The organism is [Leptolyngbya] sp. PCC 7376, assembly GCF_000316605.1.
Classification (GTDB): Bacteria; Cyanobacteriota; Cyanobacteriia; order Cyanobacteriales; family MRBY01; genus MRBY01.
Genome location: NC_019683.1, coordinates 4,099,012 through 4,118,892, shown reverse-complemented (window position 1 = coordinate 4,118,892; position 19,881 = coordinate 4,099,012). Strand labels below are relative to the sequence as shown.

Here is a 19,881-nt window from a genome sequence, read left to right as displayed (position 1 = left end):
AAGGGAAATATCATGACATAGTGCTGATTCCTGAAGGCTGGATCAAGTGGCTAGGTCTGTAGGAAAGTTGGTCACATACTCTGGCGTACCAAAGGGTACATCCTCTGTCCAGAGCGTAAACTGTATCTTCTCCTGCTCATATTTCTTCCCAGCCAAATCACGGCGTGTCCCTTCTGTTCTCTCTCGTTTGAGGGTCACAATCGCCTTCTCTGGATAAGCCGCAGTTGGTGTTTTGACCAGTGAAGGAGCTAACTCCTCTTCTGTCGCTGTGACGCGAATGAAATCCTCTTCACAGAGATCCTTGATGATGCCCTTCAGAGTCGCCTTACCCGCCTCTTTCTCCGCTGCGAATAGGAGGATGGTTATCCGACTCTCTAAAGTGGCTTCAATCTTCCATGCTCCCCAACGATGGTTGCGTAACGCCCGCTTGAAATCTATCCATCGTAGATTAGGCTTCAGTGCTTTTAACGTGAGTTGATACCGTGCCGCTGGCCCACCCGTTTCATTAATGAAAGGTGGCTTGGCCACATCTCTAAACACAATCTTGCAGGTTCTCAAGTAAGGCTGTAATACCTTTCTGCCATCATCCTCATTAGTCATTGTGCCAATGTCTCTGTTTCTGATTAATCGGTATTGGTTAATTAATCCGTTGGCTTGAGCGATCGCTAAATTAGAGGGCACTTTCGTCATGCGGACTTTCTCGCCGTCATTATCCTTATCCAGCTCTAGGGTTAGCGATCTATCCTCTCCTAAGACTTCTAACCGAGTGGCTTTAGCGGCTTGCATTTGCTCATCCCAGAACCGAGCGACGACATAACCCCCCTCAATAAAGCTTTCCCAGCCTTCTTCGACAAACTCTTCTACAAATGCCCTAACGTATTCATTCGGAATACTGTCGATTCTTTCCTCGATCTCCTCTGCAATACTCCAACGACTGCCTTCTTCAGTCCCCCAAACACTTAATCTCTCTCTCAAGCCGGGGGGTAAAAACTTTAAAGATTCAGCATTCTCTCGAATCGCTTTTCGCACTGCAATGTAACTGTTGACAGCAATACTCTTGACGATGGCATTAAACGTCACCCGCAGGGCATTCTTGAACTCATCCCACAGCTCATCACCCCGCTCCTGTAGTAATGCGCTAATCGTCCCTAAAGCTAAAGCTGTACCGCCAATCACTGGTAAAGCAAAGGATATCCCTACTCCTACTGCACCAACGGCAATGGTTCCAGTCAGTTGTCCAAAGAACCCACCCCAAGCAGAAGCCACTGAAATATTGTGTTGTTTTAGTCCACCCCTTAACTGAGCATCCGACGCTAACCAGTTGAATGTAGATAATTGGCTAGCCTTGCCCACGAGCCAACCAAAGGCATTGGCAAAACTTAGGACGAGCTGCGGTAACTTCGATGCAAAACCAATTAACTTACGCCCTGTAATGAAAATCCGTTCAACTAGATTGGTGGATGAGTCATCATCAAAAACATTGAGCAGGTCTTGAATGATGCGACCTTCCGGGGCGACGATATCGCGAATCTCACGAGAGATTAAATCTTTGGCCTCTAATGCAAACCCCATTACTCTGCATCCTCATCATTAAAGTCACGGATGAAGGGTCTGTCTGGTTCATTGAGGTTAAAGAAACTATCCGGGTTATTCACCTCATTAACAAAGTTATTCCAGCCATTATCAGCATCAGCTAATGTCTCATCGGCTAAATCTCGAATATTGTCGATGTCTGATTCATCAGTGCGTAAGAATGCCGATTTGATGATGCTGGCAGCGTACATAAAACGCGGCAAATATTCTAAAAGGATGGCACTATCATCAAACTCAAACCCCTGATATTTATAGCTTTCAGACCGTAATATCTGCGATAAAGACTTAACGTTGTTGGGGTTAACCTTGGCGATATTAAACGCGCTTTGGGCATCACGTTTCTTTCGCTTGGTGCGATAGCCCATAAACTCTTGATTCGCGATGGCTAAGTCTTGGTTGATTAAGGTGGCAGTCTTTAGGGAAACAGTTTCAGCCGCTAATCGCAGCATGATATTCGTTTGGGCATTCTGGACGATTAATGATGATTGTCCATAGCCATAAATATCGGCTAAGGCTTCGGCAATATTTTGGACTTCGACTTCTAACTCTTGATTCCCTTCTGCGACTAAATCAGCATCTTTAATCTTGATCTTGAACGGAAACTCTCCAATCAAGGCATCCATCTGTTTCACGATCCAGAGGATGAATTGCACCAAATTAGGGATTTTCTCTATGCCTGCTCTTTCGGGGTTGTCACCAGAGTTCAACAAGGTTTTTGGTACTTCACCGGGAAACTCATTAATCCCGATAGCATCAGCCATCTTCTCTAATAGTTGTCTGGTGGATAGATTGCTGATGTCAGTATCAGTTTCATTGTCGATGTCAGTAGTGGATGAGCCACCACAGATGATTGCTCCTAATGCCCCTGCTACAGTGTTTGTTCCTGTAATCGGTGGATTATCACCGCAGGCTAATGGGTAGCTACCAAGCTTCCTATCAACCCCTTGGATCGCTGCCAAGATGCTTGCATCATCAAAATTGAAGTCTGGAAAGTCTGTTGGGAGTGCCTGAATTAAAGACCTTAAAGTCTGGAAGTATTGATTGATTAAGTTCTTGAGAAAGTCTTGTGCGCTAGTAATAATTGATTCTAGATAAGGGGCAATTTCCTTGGCTGCATCGAGCGTCTCAATCCACAGTCTTTCACCTGTAGCAAGAGATTGAAGGATTACTCGTTCAGTGGAACGAATCAGGTTATCAAGCGTGTTAAACCCAGCCGTGGCAATGTCTTCTACGTTTTGAGTGATACCCTCGATGTTTTGAGTGATACCCTCAATATTTTTAGTGATGCCTCTGACATCTTTGACGATTGAGGTCACACCATTAATGCCGTTAACAATGACGTTTTCTGTCCCCTCTATGGCAGCAGTAACGACATTTTCACCACTTTTAATGCTTTGGGTGATGACATTCTCTGATGACTTTATTGCTTGCACAAGACCAGCCTCTAGAAGGTCAAAACCACCCTCAATCGCTGCAACCATTGGAGCTCTGACCAAGCTAATCAGACTATCGAAAATATTGGCAATGGCACCGGGGATGCTGGTGTCTATTCCGGTCTCTACTCGTCCCAACTTAGATAAGATTTCATTCGCCTGTTGCTTCGTTGCTAACTGCGATAACAGTCGTGATTCTAAATCATAGAAATCTTGCTTAACCGCTAACTGCTCTGGACATCCCATCTCTATGTTCTCCGAATAAAGCTATCGATTAATCTGCCGTTCTCGTCGTAACAGCAATTCAGCGCTGACCCTGCACAGGGATTGCAGCAAGTCTCTGGTGGGCATTCTCTATCTCCACATTGAAAAGCGAGGGGTTCCCCGCCATAGGGGTCAATGGTTTTTAAGATGCCACTGTTATCAGAAATCTCTAATGTCTCGAATTTGGTGATATCAACATCACAAGGCACTTCGCCATAATCAAACGTGGAACCGTCTAAGTAATTGATGGTTAGACCACAGACTTCAGGTGTGCAGTCTGGGATGAATCCCGCAGGTTCGATGGTGTATGGTCTCCCTGCATTTGTCATTGAGTGACCATATCCGGGATAAGTACCACCCGCCGCTGCCGCTGCCCCAAAACGGCAGTATCTACCATCCCAACTCCCCTCTCCAAAGATGTGATATCTGCCATTAATCACAACATTGACGTGCTTTGGCTTGTAAACATAACCAATAGCCAAACCAAAGTAGTAAACCGACCATTTAACCCAACCACCCGTCGTCCCTTCTGGCTCAAATATGCCCACTGTGTAGGGATTGTTTGGGTCTAGTGCCTGACTCCCTATAAACACATCTCCATCAATGGATAATATCGTTTTTATCTCACGACAAATAGGCGGATTAAGGGATAGTATTTCCTGTCTATCAGGAGAATCAGGATTGATGATCAAATAAGCCTTTTCTGCATTTTCACAGTCGCAAACCTTCGTCATGCTACCCCTCGCAATTTATGCATAATTGCGCGCTCTCGTAATAGCTGGTTATAGATTTCATCCATACTCATCCCTGTTTCTCTGGATAGTCGAAGTAAAAGCCTTGGTCTGGGGTTGTAAATATAAGGTTGACCATATTTCTTCTTTGTTTTAAGCATTGCCCGCCGTGAACAAGTGCTTAATTTCTGCCATAAAAAGATCTGACTCATAGCTCAAAATATGTGCTTGTCAACATTGTAATTTGACTACCTGTCTTAGATGCGGGTTAAGTCTATTTCTAAGACAGGTTTGTTTGGCTATACCCAAATAAGTTTATCTGTACTATTACTATTGATATAGGTCAACTTATAACGTTTTGGATTACAGAAATGTCTCTAACTTTTTTCGATAATGCTGTTGCGGCTGGTGGGGGTAATGGTGTACCCGCTGGTTTATTTCTTCCGATTGCAGTTCTACCCGGTGTTGTGGCGGGTGAGTTTGGGGCGGGTGAATCCCAAGCCACCAAAGAAGGCAAGGCACTCTTGGCAATGAGTAATGCGCTGTTTGATTACTACACAGCAAACTCGACTAATTTGGTGGGTTTGTTAGCGACTCGCGCCAAGGCTTCTGCTTCTGATGTGTTGGATAACATCACCTTTACCTTCCAGCATCAATATGTGTCTAAGTTGTCTGATGCTTCCTTTGGACAAATTCCTCTCCCGGCTGCTGGTGCTAATTCTGGTGTGGGTGGGTTTGCGGTACAAGACATTTTCGCTGCGGCGGCTGATATTGCGGCGGAAGGGGCAATCAGTGGTGAGGGTGTTGTGATTCCCTACGCTGACCTTTCTGCATTTGGTGGTTCTGCTCCAGCCGGAATTACAGCGGGTAATGATAACCGTGATTTGATTGCTGCAATGAACCGAGCGATGGCTGATTTAGTGGTGGTGCGTGATGCGACGAATGCTTCGGCGGTTACTGCGGCAACTCAAGCGAACTCTATTTCCTTTACCCTTGCTGCTGCTGCCACTGCAACAACAGATCCCACCACTGGATTGGTGGCGGGTGAGTTAGACAAGATTTCCACTGTGCAGATGTCTACGTCTTATACCGTGCAAGTGGCTCTGAATCAGTCGACTCAAACCTTTGATGTCAATGTCGTTACTGCGTAGGTCGAACGCTTCTTTCGTAACGAAGAACAATTAACTAGGTAAAAGGTAAAAAATAATGGCTCGTGAATATGGTTCCGGTACATGGCGTTGGGTCAGTTTGGTGATTGGCTCTACCACGCTGAAATATGTGTTTGATTCCAAGCTCAAGGACAGTCTGAAGAGTGAGTTTGGACAGATCGATGTCACTGCTCAATTCAATGTCACCAATGCGGTGTTATCCCCTAACAGACCAAAGCCTGCCCGCGCCTCTAAGCGCTTGGCTGATGGTCATGAAGGAAGTTTTTGCAGCTCTGACAAGATTAAGCCCCTGAAGGCGGATGGGTTTCAGATTACTCGTCCCAAACTGGCCACCTTTAATCAGACGACTCTCAGTCGGGTGTTATTCGTCACCCTTAACGGTGTGAAGTATGCCTGGCGACGACCTCGGAATACGGGTGGGGAGGTGGATGTTAACCCAGTGGGTGCTCAAGATGCGACGGATGAGACGGATTTAGTGTTTGGTGCTGATTTCCCCAAGCCAGCCCAAGGGGTAATTCTGATTCCCGGTCAAGGCTCCTATCGCTGTTTTGTGGATAACACCAAGGTAGATGGTGCGACATTGGATGCGGCGGCGGCTTCTGCTGGTTGGGCGTTGACCTCTCCCCAAGAGATTAATGTCGAAAGTCTGTTAAATCGCACGATTGGTTAAACAAAACGATGTCTCTGATATTGACCCCCGGTAATCCTGAATATGAGTTCATCATGGCCAATATGCCACCGCCTCCCAACTGGAGATCTCACGATGCCCATGGTGAGGTGGGACTGATTCAGGATTTGGAGACGGGCATGTGGCAACCTGCCAATCAGACTGAATTTATTGAGGTGATGATGGAACAGGGAGACTTATATTTCCCTGATTCGTCGGGGGTCTAATGCCGATAGTCGATGACTTTGGGGTGTGGGAAGGGCTAGGGACTGTAGTGCCAGCGTTTGATTGGCAGTTGTTTCCGCTTTTCCCTTCTACTCCTAATGCTGCGTTTAGGATTTTCTATACAGGTGATTTTGCGAAGACGTTTTATCCACCAGCATTTCTTAGGGGTGTGTACTTTTCAGGGCAACGCTATTTCTTCGATAACAACTGGGTGAAGGTATTTCCGAAGGATGAGCCTGAGATTATTCAGCTTCCCTATCCACCCGATTTACAAGCTGAGCCATTACCCCAGCGACAAATCCAGATTAAGTTAGCCCGTCGTTATCGCTACGCGGATCTCTCAGTGAATGGTTACACCGTCGAGCTATTCGAGAAAGTTAGTTCCAATGTTGTTTATCCCACTAGTCCTGCAACACCCGGTAATTCTCAGGGTGGTGGCGTTGGGTCTGGAAGCAACGGTAATTATCCTCCCGGTCTCTTGTGATGTTTGATTCTTTTGCCCTAAATCCAGATAGTTTTATTTCATCGAGCAAATCCTTTGATGCCTATGAAAGGCAACAGCAGCTTTTAAACCCACCGAGAGTACATGAGGGTTTTCTGGTGAGAACTGGAGCGATCTCCCAAGGTCAAACGAAAGAAATATCGTTTGCAGGTATACCCTTTGATTTTCGCTTGATGTCTGTGTGGGTCTGGATGCCTGGGGCTACGGATAATGACGGCATTGAAATCTCGATTCTCTACAGTGGCATTGAGCAGACGAGGTTTGACCTGAGAAAGCAAGATGTGCCGTGGGAACCACCATTCAATATCTTGGGAGCGAACCACAGCATCAATATCAAGCCTGACCGGGCGGTGGCATCTATATCCCTATTTATTCAGCAAGCAAAGTTATTAGATGTGGAGGGCGTGTGATGGATACCAGCGACTTTTTAAGGGATTCGATCCTTGGATTAGAAAAAGATCTAAAGGAGACTCAGCAAGAATGCCAACATTTGCGAGGTTCTGTCACTCAACTCGATAAGCATCTCGCCATCCTTGAAACGAAGATCACCACCAAAGCGAAAAATCAATCAGCATGGATTGCCTTCTTCGTCGCTTTGGCGCTGCAAATCACCTCGATTTTGGTGAGAAATACCCTGGAATAATCTTTCCTTGTTTCCAGAGCGCGTCGTGATATCTTTGTATGGCCAATCACACCACAGTGGCCTCAATGACGATTCCATTCTCATTAAGGAACTGAGGACAGAAGTCCTAGGTGATTTTCCCAGTTTCGGATTAATCAAGGAAACAAACTTGACATTCCTATTTGAAATGGTTACGATTGGTTCTGTTTGAAAAACGAATATAACCAGTAAAAAAACACGGCTCGGTAGCTCAGTTGGTTAGAGCAGGGGACTCATAAGCCCAAGGTCGGCAGTTCAAATCTGCCTCGAGCCACTATATGTGGAATAAATTCTCGCGTCACACTAAATGTGGGATAGTGAGCACTCGTTCTCGAATCCTATTGGCAACATAATTTTACATTCCCTTGCTTGGAACGTCTGATTTAGTCCAAATTTAGTCCATGAATTTGACTCAAATTAACGCCGAGCTAAAGGCTCTAAGCCTTGGTATTACAGTGGAAATGAGAGGTGGCAAGCTTTCCTTAAGAGCGAAGTTGCCACCCAAATTTAAGTCCAAAAAGTCAGTTCCTTATCAACAACGCATCTCTTTAGGGCTTCCTGCGAATCCTGCTGGCTTGATTCGCGCCCGAGGCGAAGCAATCAAATTGGCAGGCTTACTCGCTTGTAATGAGTTTGATTGGTCGTTGTATATCGATGAGGAAGTTCTCACCTGTGAGGAGTGGTGTGCTCGGTTTAAGCAAGACTACTTCCATCGCAGAGCTGACACCGCTCAAGTTCGCAATACTTACCGCAGTGATTATCACCAGATATTCAAAAAGCTGCCTCTACATAAGCCGATAACGGAGAAGATCTTGGTAGATACGTTGCTATCAATCAAGCCGGATACTCGACAGCGTAAACGTGGAACCGTTGCATTGACTCAGTTGGCTGAATTGGCCGGGATTGAAGTAGAGCTGGGACGATACAAAGGCAATTATTCTCATGCCAGCCGACAGCGTCGCAAGCTGCCCTCTGATGAGACCCTCATCAAGGTGGCTCAGTCTATACCCAGTGGGCGGTGGAAAAATTTTGTTTTAGTTTTGATTACCTATGGTTTGAGACCGCATGAGGGGTTTTATTGTGATTTTAGTGATAGTCCAATTCTCTATGTAACGAACGGAAAGACGGGACCACGCCATGTTGCCCCACTACGTTCGGAATGGGGGGAGGAGTTTGATTTTGAGCATGCTGAGTTTCCACCAGGAGGTGTAGCAATGAAGAATAAAAATTGGGAAGCGCTAGGGGCACGGGTGAGTACTCAATTTCGTCGCTATTCCATCCCTTTCCCAACCTATGTCCCTCGTCATGCATACGCTAAACGGTGCAAAGATTTTGATGTATCACCAATTGATGCGGCAAAATTGATGGGTCATAGTCTGCAAAATCACTTCAAGTATTATCACCACTACTACGATAAGGAGAACGTTATGCAGCTGGCGAAACAGCTTGGTTCCAAGAGTTAAACCGAGATAAAAGCATCTCTAAAATCGCTCCTAGAGTATTGCCTTTAGGAGCGATTACCGCACAACAATTTCGGGATTATTCTAAGCCTTTCCTGATGAGAATCGATGAGATTTGCAGCGCCAAAGCCACAAAAAAAGCAATCCATGCCGATTGGTTTTTCGCTTTGGTGGTGATCTTCGTTTCAAGGATAGCCAGATGCTTATCGAGCTGAGTCACAGAACCTCGCAAATGTTGGCATTCTTGCTGAGTCTCCTTTAGATCTTTTTCTAATCCAAGGATCGAATCCCTTAAAAAGTCGCTAGTATCCATCACACGCCCTCCACATCTAATAATTTTGCAGGTTGAATAAACAGAGAGATAGATGCCACCGCCCTGTCAGGTTTGATATTGATGCTGTGGTTCGCTCCCAAGATATTGAAAGGCGGTTCCCACGGCACATCCTGACGACGTAAATCAAACCTCGTTTGCTCGATGCCACTGTAGAGAATCGAGATTTCAATGCCGTCATTATCCGTAGCCCCCGGCATCCATACCCACACCGACATCAAGCGAAAATCAAAGGGTATCCCAGCAAAACTAATCGCTTTGGTCTGACCTTGGGCGATACTTGCCGTTCGTACCAAAAAACCCTCATGTACCCTTGGTGGATTTAAGAGTTGCTGTCGTCGTTCATAAGCAGCAAAAGACTTACTCGATGAAATAAAACTATCTGGATTGAGCGCGAACGAATCAAACATCACAGAAGACCGGGAGGATAATTACTTGAATTTCCAGAACTATTCCCGCCACCTTGAACATTACCGGGTGTTGCAGGACTAGTGGGATACACAACATTGGAACTGACCTTTTCAAAAAGTTCTACTGTGTAGCCATTTACCGATAGATCCGCGTAGTGATAACGACGGGCTAACTTAATCTCAATCTGCCTTTGGGGGAGAGGGTCACTCTGTAGATCTGCTGGATAAGGAATCTGAATAATCTCAGGCTCATTTTTGGGATAGAGCTTCACCCAATTCCTATCGAAAAAGTATTGAGAACCAGAGAAATAAACGCCCCTTACAAATGCTGGAGGATACCAAGTCCGGTCAAAGTCGCCAATGTAGAACACCCGAAACGCAGCATTAGGAGTGGAAGGGAAAAGTGGGAAGAGCTGCCAATCAAACGCTGGCACCACCGTTCCTAACCCTTCCCATACCCCAAAGTCATCGACTATTGGCATTGACTCTTAACCCTCAGTCTCTGAGAAGTAAAGCTCACCCTGTTCCATCATCACCTCAATAAATTCAGTTTGATTTGCAGGTCGCCACATACCCGTCTCCAAATCCTGAATCAAGCCCACCTCGCCGTGAGCCTCGTGAGATCTCCAGTTGGGAGGGGGTGGCATATGCGCCATGATGAACTCATATTCAGGATTACCGGGGGTCAATATCAAAGACATTGTTTGTTTATCCTTGGCTTTGACCAATCGTGCGGTTTAACAGACTTTCGACATTAATCTCTTGGGGAGAAGTCAAAGACCAACCAGCAGAAGCCGCCGCCGCATCCAATGTCGCACCATCCACCTTGGTGTTATCCACAAAACAGCGATAGGAGCCTTGACCGGGAATCAGAATTACCCCTTGGGCAGGCTTGGGGAAATCAGCACCAAACACTAAATCCGTCTCATCCGTCGCATCTTGAGCACCCACAGGGTTAACATCCACCTCCCCACCCGTATTCCGAGGTCGTCGCCATGCATACTTCACACCGTTAAGGGTGACGAATAACACCCGACTGAGAGTCGTCTGATTAAAGGTGGCCAGTTTGGGACGAGTAATCTGAAACCCATCCGCCTTGAGGGGCTTAATCTTGTCAGAGCTGCAAAAGCTCCCTTCATAACCATCAGCCAAGCGCTTAGAGGCGCGGGCAGGCTTTGGTTTGTTGGGGGATAACACCGCATTGGTGACATTGAATTGAGCAGTGACATCGGTCTGACCAAACTCACTTTTGAGACTGTCCTTGAGCTTGGAATCAAACACATATTTGAGCGTGGTAGAGCCAATCACCAAACCGACCCAACGCCATGTACCGGAACCATATTCACGAGCCATTATTTTGTACCTAGTTAATTGTTAATCGTGAGAATATCCTCGTTACGAAGCGTTCGACCTACGCAGTAACGACATTGACATCGAAGGTTTGAGCCGACTGATTCAGAGCCACTTGCACGGTATAAGACGTAGACATCTGCACAGTGGAAATCTTGTCTAACTCACCCGCCACCAATCCAGTGGTGGGATCTGTTGTTGCAGTGGCAGCAGCAGCAAGGGTAAAGGAAATAGAGTTCGCTTGAGTTGCCGCAGTGACAGCAGACGCATTCGTCGCATCACGAACCACCACTAAATCAGCCATGGCTCGGTTCATGGCAGCAATCAAATCACGGTTATCATTACCCGCTGTAATTCCGGCTGGAGCAGAACCACCAAACGCAGAAAGATCTGCGTAGGGAATCACCACACCCTCACCACTGATTGCCCCTTCCGCCGCAACATCAGCCGCCGCAGCGAAGATGTCTTGTACCGCAAACCCACCCACACCAGAATTAGCACCAGCAGCCGGGAGAGGAATCTGGCCAAAGGATGCATCAGACAACTTAGAAACATATTGATGCTGGAAGGTAAAGGTGATGTTATCCAACACATCAGAAGCCGAAGCCTTCGCACGAGTCGCCAGTAACCCAACCAAATTAGTTGAGTTCGCCGTGTAGTAATCAAACAGCGCATTACTCATCGCCAATAAAGCTTTACCTTCTTTGGTCGCTTGGGATTCACCCGCACCAAACTCACCCGCCACAACACCGGGTAGAACTGCAATCGGCAGAAATAAACCAGCGGGCACACCATTACCCCCACCAGCAGCAACAGCATTATCGAAAAAAGTTAGAGACATTTCTGTAATCCAAAACGTTATAAGTTGACCTATATCAATAGTAATAGTACAGATAAACTTATTTGGGTATAGCGAAATAAACCTGTCTTAGAAATAGACTTAACCCGCATCTAAGACAGGTAGTCAAATTACAATGTTGACAAGCACATATTTTGAGCTATGAGTCAGATCTTTTTATGGCAGAAATTAAGCACTTGTTCACGGCGGGCAATGCTGAAAACAAAGAAGAAATATGGTCAACCTTATATTTACAACCCCAGACCAAGGCTTTTACTTCGACTATCCAGAGAAACAGGGATGAGTATGGATGAAATCTATAACCAGCTATTACGAGAGCGCGCAATTATGCATAAATTGCGAGGGGTGGCATGACGAAGATTTGCGACTGTGAAAATGCAGAAAAGGCTTATTTAATCATCAATCCTGATTCTCCTAATAGACAGGAAATACTATCCCTTGATCCTCCTATTTGCCGTGATATAGGGACAAGTGGGCTACTAGTTAATGACATAGAAGTTTTACGAGAGAAGGAATTAGACAGCGATCATCCATATCGTCTATTGTCCGGCTCTATATCCTATGAGAAGCAAACGACCGGAGAGACAATAGAAGTATTAGGGGCTAAAAGTTTTCGTCTTTCTTTAGATAAAACCCTGAAAACTTTTTTAATGCCTTCTTCATGTCAAGGGATTGTCAATGCCGAATCTTATGGATATTTGTTGGGAGACAATTACAGCTTTTCATATACCTATGCTGGTAGTGGGCATGGCACAAATAGGTGGTTCACATTTGTCACAGAAGAGGATATCACCCGACCTTTTTCGATTGATTATGATCGCTTTTTCACCACTCCAAATAGACCTTCAAGTTGCCCAACAAGATTAAGTTTTTATAATGGGACATTCCCCGTAGACTTCGATAAAAGAGCTTATAGTTCTCATTCTCACAATTATGGGAATATGCCCCACAACCCACTTTTTCAAGAATACCCGGTGTGGGAATTCTTTGACGAAGGAGGACTGTTGATTATGTATGAGCACGACATTATTGGGTCTCCTGCTAGTGCAGGTTGCGAGCTAATTTTCTACTACGCAGATGGCACAACCGAAACTTTGACCTATGAAGAATGTCCAAATGTCTCTGTATTGAAATGTCTAGAGGTGAGCGATCAAGGGGGAATACTCACGAAGATTTGCCCTTATGACGGGGCAGACCCACTTTTTCAATGTGGCGATCGCCAATGCCCACCGGAGACTTGCTGTAACCCCTGTGCAGGGTCTGCATTGAATTGCTGTTACGACGAGCAGGGCAGATTAATCGATTCTTTTGTGAGGCGAACTTAGATGGGATGTCCAGAGCAGTTAGCGGTTAAGCAAGATTTCTATGATTTAGAATCACGACTGTTATCGCAGTTAGCAACACAGCAACAGGCGAATGACATTCTCTCTAAGTTGGGACGAGTAGAGACCGGAATAGACACCAGCATCCCCGGTGCCATTGCCAATATTTTCGATAGTCTGATTAGCTTGGTCAGAGCTCCAATGGTTGCAGCGATTGAGGGTGGTTTTGACCTTCTAGAGGCTGGTCTTGTGCAAGCAATAAAGTCATCAGAGAATGTCATCACCCAAAGCATTAAAAGTGGTGAAAATGTCGTTACTGCTGCCATAGAGGGGACAGAAAACGTCATTGTTAACGGCATTAATGGTGTGACCTCAATCGTCAAAGATGTCAGAGGCATCACTAAAAATATTGAGGGTATCACTCAAAACATCGAGGGTATCACTCAAAACGTAGAAGACATTGCCACGGCTGGGTTTAACACGCTTGATAACCTGATTCGTTCCACTGAACGGGTCATCCTTCAATCTCTTGCTACAGGTGAAAGACTATGGCGTGAGGCTTTAGAAGCAGCCAAGGCAATTGCGCCTTACCTTGAGAGCATTATTACTGGAGCGCAAGACTTTCTCGAAAATCTCATCAATCAATACTTCCAGACTTTAAGGTCTTTAATTCAGGCATTACCCACGGACTTCCCAGACTTCAATTTTGATGATGCTGGCATCTTGGCTGCTATTCGAGGGGTAGATAGCAAACTAGGCAGCTATCCTCTGAGTTGTGGTGATAATCCACCGATTACAGGGACAAATACCGTAGCAGGGGCATTAGAAGCAATCATCTGTGGTGGCTCATCCACTACTGACATCGACAATGAAACTGAAACAGATATCAGCAATCTATCCACCAGACAACTACTGGAAAAAATGGCTGATGCTATCGGGATTAATGAGTTCCCCGGTGAAGTGCCAAAATCATTGCTGAATTCTGGTGATAATCCAGAAAGAGCAGGCATAGAGAAAATCCCTAACCTCGTACAGTTCATCCTGTGGATCGTTAAACAGATGGATGCTCTAATCGGTGAGTTTCCCTTCAAGATCAAAATTAAAGATGCTGACTTGGTGGCAGAAGGCAATCAAGAGTTAGAAGTCGAAGTCCAAAATATTGCCGAAGCCTTAGCCGATATTTATGGCTATGGCCAATCATCACTCATTGTGCAGAATGCCCAAACGAATATCATGCTCAGGCAAGCGGCTGAGTTGGTTTCATTGAAGACTGCCACTTTAATCAACCAAGACTTAGCCATCGCGAATCAAGAGTTTATGGGCTATCGCACCAAGCGAAAGAAACGTGAGGCGCAAAGTGCCTTTAATATCGCGAAGGTCAACCCGAATAACATCAAATCCCTATCGCAGATATTACGGTCTGAAAGCTACAAATATCAGGGGTTTGAGTTTGATGATAGTGCCATTCTTTTAGAATATTTGCCGCGTTTTATGTACGCTGCCAGCATCATCAAATCGGCATTCTTACGCACTGACGAATCAGACATCGACAATATTCGAGATTTAGCCGATGAGACATTAGCTGATGCTGATAATGGCTGGAATAACTTTGTTAATGAGGTGAATAACCCGGATAGTTTCTTTAACCTCAATGAACCAGACAGACCCTTCATCCGTGACTTTAATGATGAGGATGCAGAGTAATGGGGTTTGCATTAGAGGCCAAAGATTTAATCTCTCGTGAGATTCGCGATATCGTCGCCCCGGAAGGTCGCATCATTCAAGACCTGCTCAATGTTTTTGATGATGACTCATCCACCAATCTAGTTGAACGGATTTTCATTACAGGGCGTAAGTTAATTGGTTTTGCATCGAAGTTACCGCAGCTCGTCCTAAGTTTTGCCAATGCCTTTGGTTGGCTCGTGGGCAAGGCTAGCCAATTATCTACATTCAACTGGTTAGCGTCGGATGCTCAGTTAAGGGGTGGACTAAAACAACACAATATTTCAGTGGCTTCTGCTTGGGGTGGGTTCTTTGGACAACTGACTGGAACCATTGCCGTTGGTGCAGTAGGAGTAGGGATATCCTTTGCTTTACCAGTGATTGGCGGTACAGCTTTAGCTTTAGGGACGATTAGCGCATTACTACAGGAGCGGGGTGATGAGCTGTGGGATGAGTTCAAGAATGCCCTGCGGGTGACGTTTAATGCCATCGTCAAGAGTATTGCTGTCAACAGTTACATTGCAGTGCGAAAAGCGATTCGAGAGAATGCTGAATCTTTAAAGTTTTTACCCCCCGGCTTGAGAGAGAGATTAAGTGTTTGGGGGACTGAAGAAGGCAGTCGTTGGAGTATTGCAGAGGAGATCGAGGAAAGAATCGACAGTATTCCGAATGAATACGTTAGGGCATTTGTAGAAGAGTTTGTCGAAGAAGGCTGGGAAAGCTTTATTGAGGGGGGTTATGTCGTCGCTCGGTTCTGGGATGAGCAAATGCAAGCCGCTAAAGCCACTCGGTTAGAAGTCTTAGGAGAGGATAGATCGCTAACCCTAGAGCTGGATAAGGATAATGACGGCGAGAAAGTCCGCATGACGAAAGTGCCCTCTAATTTAGCGATCGCTCAAGCGAATGGATTAATTAACCAATACCGCTTAATTCGGAACCGTGATATCGGCACGATGACCAATGAGGATGATGGCAGGAAAGTTTTACAGCCCTATCTCAGAACCTGCAAGATTGTGTTTAGAGATGTGGCTAAGCCACCTTTCATTAATGAAACAGGTGGGCCAGCGGCACGGTATCAACTCACGTTAAAAGCACTGAAGCCGAATTTGAGATGGATAGATTTCAAGCGGGCGTTACGCAACCATCGTTGGGGAGCATGGAAGATTGAGGCCACCTTAGAGAGTCGGATAACCATCCTCCTATTTGCAGCGGAGAAAGAGGTGGGTAAGGCGACTCTGAAGGGCATCATCAAGGATCTCTGTGAAGAGGATTTCATTCGCGTCACAGCGACAGAGGAGGAGTTAGCTCCATCACTGGTAAAAACACCAACTGCGGCTTATCCAGAGAAGGCAATTGTGACCCTCAAACGAGAGAGAACAGAAGGAACCCGTCGTGATCTGGCTGGGAAGAAATACGAGCAGGAGAAGATACAGTTTACGCTTTGGACGGAAGATGTCCCGTTTGGTACGCCAGAGTATGTGACCAACTTTCCTACAGACCTAGCCACTTGAGCCAACCTTTAGGCATCAATACGGTGTCACGATACTTGCCGTCATCACCATATAGATGAACGGAAAAAACATCTTGCTTCCAAGCAGAACTGTAACCCCAAAATTCTGCGATGCCAATCCAATCTTGAAATTCACCAGCAGTCACTTTTACATACATTAGAGTCCTCCTAGCCTTAGCTGGCCTGCATCTTCCAGTTTCACCACGCGAGTATGGGAGCGATTCACAGCTCTGGCTTTGGCATCATGGCGATTGTGGCAGGTGGGACAAAGGGCTTTCAGGTTCTCGCGGTTGTTATTGCCGGGGTTTTGGTCTAGGTGGGCAACGGTAAGGACGAACCGCCCCGGCTTGTCTGTTTCCTTGCACCATTTCGATTGTTCATGGAGAAGACCTGAGCAAAACTCATCCCACGTTTGCCTTGGACGACGGCAAGGACGACCACACTTTGTGCAGTGCCAATCAGCCATGTACTTGATAATCGTCGCAATAGTATCCCAATTCTTTGGGTAGAGATGACGTTTCATTGGCATTAGTCGATCTCCCTTAAATCAGATTGCTGGATCCATTCCGTTGGCTCCGGGTCGCTGGAGAGAGGTTCCATCCACTCACAGAGATAACTTTTAGAACTAAATCGACTGCCAATTGGTGGCAACTCTCGCACCATCACATATCGATTCGATGTTTTTTGCTGCAAAATTTCGTTTTCTGCGAATTTAAAACCAGCGCGTGAATATTTTTCAGGAATCGTTTTTTTTGTTGGTAGGTCGGTACATATCGCCTCAATCCCTTGCTGTACAGGCATTTTGGATGTACCAACCTCTGTTAAAAAGGTTGGTACAGTTTCGTTTTGGTCGGTACATTTCCCGGCTTGTACCAACCCCCCAAAAGGTTGGTCAACAGGTTGGTACATCTGGGAGCTTTGTATATCAGGGGTTTTACCATTGTTACCAACCTTTTCCTCTAAAAAAGAATAAATATTGGTATCAGAGGCAGTCTCCACATCCATTTCTATCTGTTCTGACCTTGGTTTATATCGCACTCTGATGGATTGGCCTTCCCTTCGGATTCGTTTTTCTTCTGTCCAACCCAGTCGGGTAAGAATTTTACTGACCCTCATTTCATCTCGCTTGCCAATGTCTTTGAGATCCATCTTGCAAACGGTCTGAAGTATTTCGCGGCTGTTCACATATTCATGCAGCTTTAGGTAAGACTCTATTGGCTCCTGCCAGGGATCGATCTCTGCAAAGTCATCGGCGATCTGCCGTAGGATGTCTTTCTCTTCACTGGTGGGATACCAAAGCTCTCCAGCTAAATAAGCATCAACAGCAGAAGCCCATATACCATCCCGTTCTTCTGCAATCAACTGCACATTGATATCTGAGGAGAGCACAGGAACAACCCAAAAGCGGCGATTCTCATCATCAATCAAAAAACGGCTTGGGTTTACTGTGCCGCAAAATACTGAGCGCCGTGCGTGTGGCTTAGATTTCCGGGCGTATGGCACTCGAAACTCATCTACTTTGGTGGTTAAGAAGTGCTTGAGTGTGGCAGCGGCTTTCTTACTGGTAATCCCATCAATTTCAGCCAGTTCGAGTATCCAGTTTGAATGCAATGCCATGAGAGAATCTTTTGCTTGGATATCCCCCATCGACTCGTTGAAGTAGCCACCACAAAGTGCTCCGAACCAAGTGGATTTTCCTTTCCCCTGTCCACCTTGTAGAACGAGAACATGATCTACTTGACACCCTCTATAGTTTGGGTCTCCATCTCGATTCGCGGTTTGGAATTGACGAGCCACAGCAGAAATTAGCCACATTTTGATACAGCGGTTATACATCCATGCTTTGCGCTTTTCTTTATCGTCTGAACATTTATCTGGGTCTTGACCGAAGTATCGAGTGGCGATGTTATCAATGGAAATACGGGTCGCTTCTCTCTGGCATCGTCTGAGGTCTTCCACCACAGGGTCAAAAGATTTTTGGCGGGCAAAATAAACAATGGTTTTGTAGATATCACCTTCTTTTGCGGTTTCGCCATACTCACAGAAAAACCAAGGTCTCAGTTCATCAGCCATCTGGAATATTTCCCCATCCAGAAGGACTTGACGACGCATCAGGTCAAAGGATAATCGCGACGCTAAATTGTATTGGATGAATTGGTAGAGCTGAGCGTAATTTAAGTCTTTGCGGCCACCATAAATCGTTTCTGTTTCAGGGTGGCTCTTGGTTAATGGTGTTGTTGTTTTGGCTGATATTTTTTCTTCGGAGGGGTCATAGGTGCGAACTGGTGCAATAGGTGTTGATGTCACGGCCTCTATCTTTTCCGGCTCGTCACTACCAACCTTCAAGATGGGTTTACTCATCAGCTTCTGCCAGTCATTTAGAGTAAGTCTGTTACTCACCAACTGATCAACAGCATCAGAACCATGAGCAGCATGGATATCATCAATACCTTTCTCGTCGTGGAGACCACGCCAGCTCATTACCGATATGGTGCAGCCCTGAGCCTCGAATAGCTCAGCCATTGACTGAATCGCTTTGGTTACCGAGGCAATGGTTTTTGGTTTGTCATCATTATCGAAACAGAAAATGATTTCTCTTCCTTCAGCGGAGAGTGCCTGAAGCTGCTCATTTAATTGTTTTTCTAATGGAGTACCATCACCTGCTTTTTGTTTTGGTGCGCCATTCCAAATGCCAGATAAACCCACCGCACAATAATCGGCACTGAGTAATGATGCGGTTTTCTTTGCCCCTTCAGTGATGATGATAGGCAGTTCTGAATGCTGCTTAACCCATTCCCAAAATTCAAAACAGTCAGATGATTCTGGAATGTCTTCTAGATCTGGGAGAAGTACCATCCCATTTCGTGCGATCTTCTCCCATCGTTCTCGATTAACTTCGAGAAAGAATGGCTGTGTCGGTTGTTTCGGCGGGTGCTCATATTTAACAAGCTTTCCTTCCTTGTTTTTGCGGGGTGTATTAGGTTTAAAACAGCCCCATTGGGAGTAATCGCCATTGACGATATCTAAGGTCTGACACCACCAGCCGCCTGCGTCAATATGGCTGTAGTTATCGAGCCATTTCTTTCGTAATCCGCCGTTGTTCTTGCGGTAGACCTGAAGATAAAACAGGTAATCCCAAGCCAGATCATCAACATCTGGGATGGCCTCGTCGCGACCTTTAACCGGGATAAAATTATGCTGAATATCTAGGGAGATTGCCGATGCTTCTAATTCCTGTTGTAATGCCGATTTGTCTAAGGTTTGCATAGCATCCCCCATTTGATGATTTGCCCTGAAAAACTTGTGACACCGCCTTGCTCTATTGCTTTGGGTGAATGAATGAAAAAGTCGCAAAATTCACTACGCTTCTTAAAGCCATCGGCGATCGCCAATTTGTGAAATTGGAGGATGTTGATTATCGAGTGGTTTACATGAATGATTGGAGCGCTAGCAGACCGACTCATGCGGAAATCGAAATGCTGAGTTTCAAGGCAAATTGACTCAGCAATTTTTCGACAGTTTTTTGTGCGCTGTCCGGTATAGAGGTAAAGGAGATCGCCGACCTTGATTGGACGCTTGCGGCATCTAATAGTCTGCCGTTTTTTCCCACTCTCGATCAGTGGGACAAATTGTTTCTGAAAGTTCAGTGCAGGCATTACTTTTTTCTCTCTA

23 protein-coding genes and 1 tRNA gene are annotated in these 19,881 nt (G+C 45.7%); 11 read left to right on the top strand and 13 right to left on the bottom strand.

Translation table 11 applies throughout. The annotated features are described in order from the left end of the window. Window positions 1-42 precede the first annotated feature (42 nt). From LEPTO7376_RS18565 to LEPTO7376_RS18555, 3 genes are read right to left on the bottom strand one after another with little or no spacing between them, the layout of a single operon-like run. A complete protein-coding gene (locus LEPTO7376_RS18565) occupies window positions 43-1,572 on the bottom strand; it encodes a hypothetical protein (RefSeq protein ID WP_015135639.1) in 1,530 nt (509 codons plus the stop codon). After that, on the bottom strand, window positions 1,572-3,272 hold the full coding sequence (locus LEPTO7376_RS18560) for a hypothetical protein (protein WP_015135638.1): 1,701 nt from the start codon (window positions 3,270-3,272) through the stop codon (window positions 1,572-1,574). The genes LEPTO7376_RS18565 and LEPTO7376_RS18560 overlap by 1 nt, the downstream gene beginning before the upstream one ends. Window positions 3,273-3,274: 2 nt before the next feature. After that, complete coding sequence (locus tag LEPTO7376_RS18555; protein ID WP_015135637.1) at window positions 3,275-4,024, bottom strand: hypothetical protein; 750 nt, start codon at window positions 4,022-4,024, stop codon at window positions 3,275-3,277. Window positions 4,025-4,392: 368 nt separating this feature from the next. On the opposite strand from LEPTO7376_RS18555, the gene LEPTO7376_RS18550 reads away from it, so the two are divergent. From LEPTO7376_RS18550 to LEPTO7376_RS18515, 8 genes are all read left to right on the top strand, one after another. Beyond that, window positions 4,393-5,172, top strand: coding sequence for a hypothetical protein (locus tag LEPTO7376_RS18550; RefSeq protein WP_015135636.1), 780 nt, complete (start codon window positions 4,393-4,395; stop codon window positions 5,170-5,172). Window positions 5,173-5,227: 55 nt separating this feature from the next. Further along, the gene (locus tag LEPTO7376_RS18545) at window positions 5,228-5,860 is read left to right on the top strand and encodes a hypothetical protein (protein WP_015135635.1); all 633 of its coding nucleotides are present in this window, start codon (window positions 5,228-5,230) and stop codon (window positions 5,858-5,860) included. An 8-nt stretch (window positions 5,861-5,868) separates the two neighbouring features. Continuing rightward, window positions 5,869-6,084, top strand: coding sequence for a hypothetical protein (locus LEPTO7376_RS18540; RefSeq protein ID WP_015135634.1), 216 nt, complete (start codon window positions 5,869-5,871; stop codon window positions 6,082-6,084). Then, window positions 6,084-6,566: a hypothetical protein gene (locus LEPTO7376_RS18535; protein WP_015135633.1), complete on the top strand. Its 483-nt coding sequence runs from the start codon at window positions 6,084-6,086 to the stop codon at window positions 6,564-6,566. Before LEPTO7376_RS18540 ends, LEPTO7376_RS18535 begins: the two co-directional genes overlap by 1 nt. Next, window positions 6,566-6,994 carry a hypothetical protein gene (locus LEPTO7376_RS18530; RefSeq protein WP_015135632.1) on the top strand — a complete coding sequence of 143 codons (429 nt, stop codon included), beginning with the start codon at window positions 6,566-6,568 and terminating at the stop codon, window positions 6,992-6,994. The genes LEPTO7376_RS18535 and LEPTO7376_RS18530 overlap by 1 nt, the downstream gene beginning before the upstream one ends. Next, a complete protein-coding gene (locus tag LEPTO7376_RS18525; RefSeq protein ID WP_015135631.1) occupies window positions 6,994-7,227 on the top strand; it encodes a hypothetical protein in 234 nt (77 codons plus the stop codon). Before LEPTO7376_RS18530 ends, LEPTO7376_RS18525 begins: the two co-directional genes overlap by 1 nt. A 218-nt stretch (window positions 7,228-7,445) precedes the next feature. Further along, window positions 7,446-7,519 (top strand) — tRNA-Met (locus tag LEPTO7376_RS18520). A gap of 127 nt (window positions 7,520-7,646) precedes the next feature. After that, window positions 7,647-8,708 carry a phage integrase gene (locus tag LEPTO7376_RS18515; protein WP_015135630.1) on the top strand — a complete coding sequence of 354 codons (1,062 nt, stop codon included), beginning with the start codon at window positions 7,647-7,649 and terminating at the stop codon, window positions 8,706-8,708. Between the two features lie 76 nt (window positions 8,709-8,784). Here the strand turns inward: LEPTO7376_RS18515 and LEPTO7376_RS18510 are convergent, their stop codons facing one another. The 6 genes from LEPTO7376_RS18510 to LEPTO7376_RS18485 are packed head-to-tail and all read right to left on the bottom strand — an operon-like array spanning window position 8,785 to window position 11,637. Beyond that, window positions 8,785-9,018 carry a hypothetical protein gene (locus LEPTO7376_RS18510; RefSeq protein WP_015135629.1) on the bottom strand — a complete coding sequence of 78 codons (234 nt, stop codon included), beginning with the start codon at window positions 9,016-9,018 and terminating at the stop codon, window positions 8,785-8,787. After that, window positions 9,018-9,446 carry a hypothetical protein gene (locus LEPTO7376_RS18505; protein WP_015135628.1) on the bottom strand — a complete coding sequence of 143 codons (429 nt, stop codon included), beginning with the start codon at window positions 9,444-9,446 and terminating at the stop codon, window positions 9,018-9,020. The genes LEPTO7376_RS18510 and LEPTO7376_RS18505 overlap by 1 nt, the downstream gene beginning before the upstream one ends. Continuing rightward, window positions 9,446-9,928, bottom strand: a complete 483-nt coding sequence (locus tag LEPTO7376_RS18500) for a hypothetical protein (protein WP_015135627.1) — start codon at window positions 9,926-9,928, stop codon at window positions 9,446-9,448. The genes LEPTO7376_RS18505 and LEPTO7376_RS18500 overlap by 1 nt, the downstream gene beginning before the upstream one ends. Before the next feature lie 6 nt (window positions 9,929-9,934). After that, on the bottom strand, window positions 9,935-10,147 hold the full coding sequence (locus LEPTO7376_RS18495; protein ID WP_015135626.1) for a hypothetical protein: 213 nt from the start codon (window positions 10,145-10,147) through the stop codon (window positions 9,935-9,937). 7 nt (window positions 10,148-10,154) lie between these two features. Continuing rightward, a complete protein-coding gene (locus LEPTO7376_RS18490; RefSeq protein WP_015135625.1) occupies window positions 10,155-10,799 on the bottom strand; it encodes a hypothetical protein in 645 nt (214 codons plus the stop codon). 58 nt (window positions 10,800-10,857) lie between these two features. Further along, window positions 10,858-11,637 carry a hypothetical protein gene (locus LEPTO7376_RS18485; protein WP_015135624.1) on the bottom strand — a complete coding sequence of 260 codons (780 nt, stop codon included), beginning with the start codon at window positions 11,635-11,637 and terminating at the stop codon, window positions 10,858-10,860. Between the two features lie 368 nt (window positions 11,638-12,005). Between LEPTO7376_RS18485 and LEPTO7376_RS18480 the strand changes: the two genes are divergently transcribed. Genes LEPTO7376_RS18480 through LEPTO7376_RS18465 form a run of 3 tightly spaced genes read left to right on the top strand, consistent with a single transcriptional unit; the run spans window position 12,006 to window position 16,210 of the window. Beyond that, window positions 12,006-12,980, top strand: a complete 975-nt coding sequence (locus LEPTO7376_RS18480; protein WP_015135622.1) for a hypothetical protein — start codon at window positions 12,006-12,008, stop codon at window positions 12,978-12,980. Then, the gene (locus LEPTO7376_RS18470; RefSeq protein ID WP_015135621.1) at window positions 12,981-14,681 is read left to right on the top strand and encodes a hypothetical protein; all 1,701 of its coding nucleotides are present in this window, start codon (window positions 12,981-12,983) and stop codon (window positions 14,679-14,681) included. After that, window positions 14,681-16,210: a hypothetical protein gene (locus LEPTO7376_RS18465; RefSeq protein ID WP_015135620.1), complete on the top strand. Its 1,530-nt coding sequence runs from the start codon at window positions 14,681-14,683 to the stop codon at window positions 16,208-16,210. Before LEPTO7376_RS18470 ends, LEPTO7376_RS18465 begins: the two co-directional genes overlap by 1 nt. Here the strand turns inward: LEPTO7376_RS18465 and LEPTO7376_RS26850 are convergent. From LEPTO7376_RS26850 to LEPTO7376_RS18450, 4 genes are read right to left on the bottom strand one after another with little or no spacing between them, the layout of a single operon-like run. After that, a complete protein-coding gene (locus LEPTO7376_RS26850) occupies window positions 16,191-16,367 on the bottom strand; it encodes a hypothetical protein (RefSeq protein ID WP_015135619.1) in 177 nt (58 codons plus the stop codon). The two genes, LEPTO7376_RS18465 and LEPTO7376_RS26850, sit on opposite strands and share 20 nt — an antisense overlap. After that, window positions 16,367-16,738 carry a hypothetical protein gene (locus LEPTO7376_RS18460; RefSeq protein ID WP_015135618.1) on the bottom strand — a complete coding sequence of 124 codons (372 nt, stop codon included), beginning with the start codon at window positions 16,736-16,738 and terminating at the stop codon, window positions 16,367-16,369. Before LEPTO7376_RS18460 ends, LEPTO7376_RS26850 begins: the two co-directional genes overlap by 1 nt. Next, window positions 16,738-19,476, bottom strand: coding sequence for a VapE domain-containing protein (locus LEPTO7376_RS18455; protein WP_041764088.1), 2,739 nt, complete (start codon window positions 19,474-19,476; stop codon window positions 16,738-16,740). The genes LEPTO7376_RS18460 and LEPTO7376_RS18455 overlap by 1 nt, the downstream gene beginning before the upstream one ends. Further along, window positions 19,464-19,865, bottom strand: a complete 402-nt coding sequence (locus LEPTO7376_RS18450) for an ASCH domain-containing protein (protein WP_015135616.1) — start codon at window positions 19,863-19,865, stop codon at window positions 19,464-19,466. Before LEPTO7376_RS18450 ends, LEPTO7376_RS18455 begins: the two co-directional genes overlap by 13 nt. Between the last annotated feature and the right edge of the window lie 16 nt (window positions 19,866-19,881).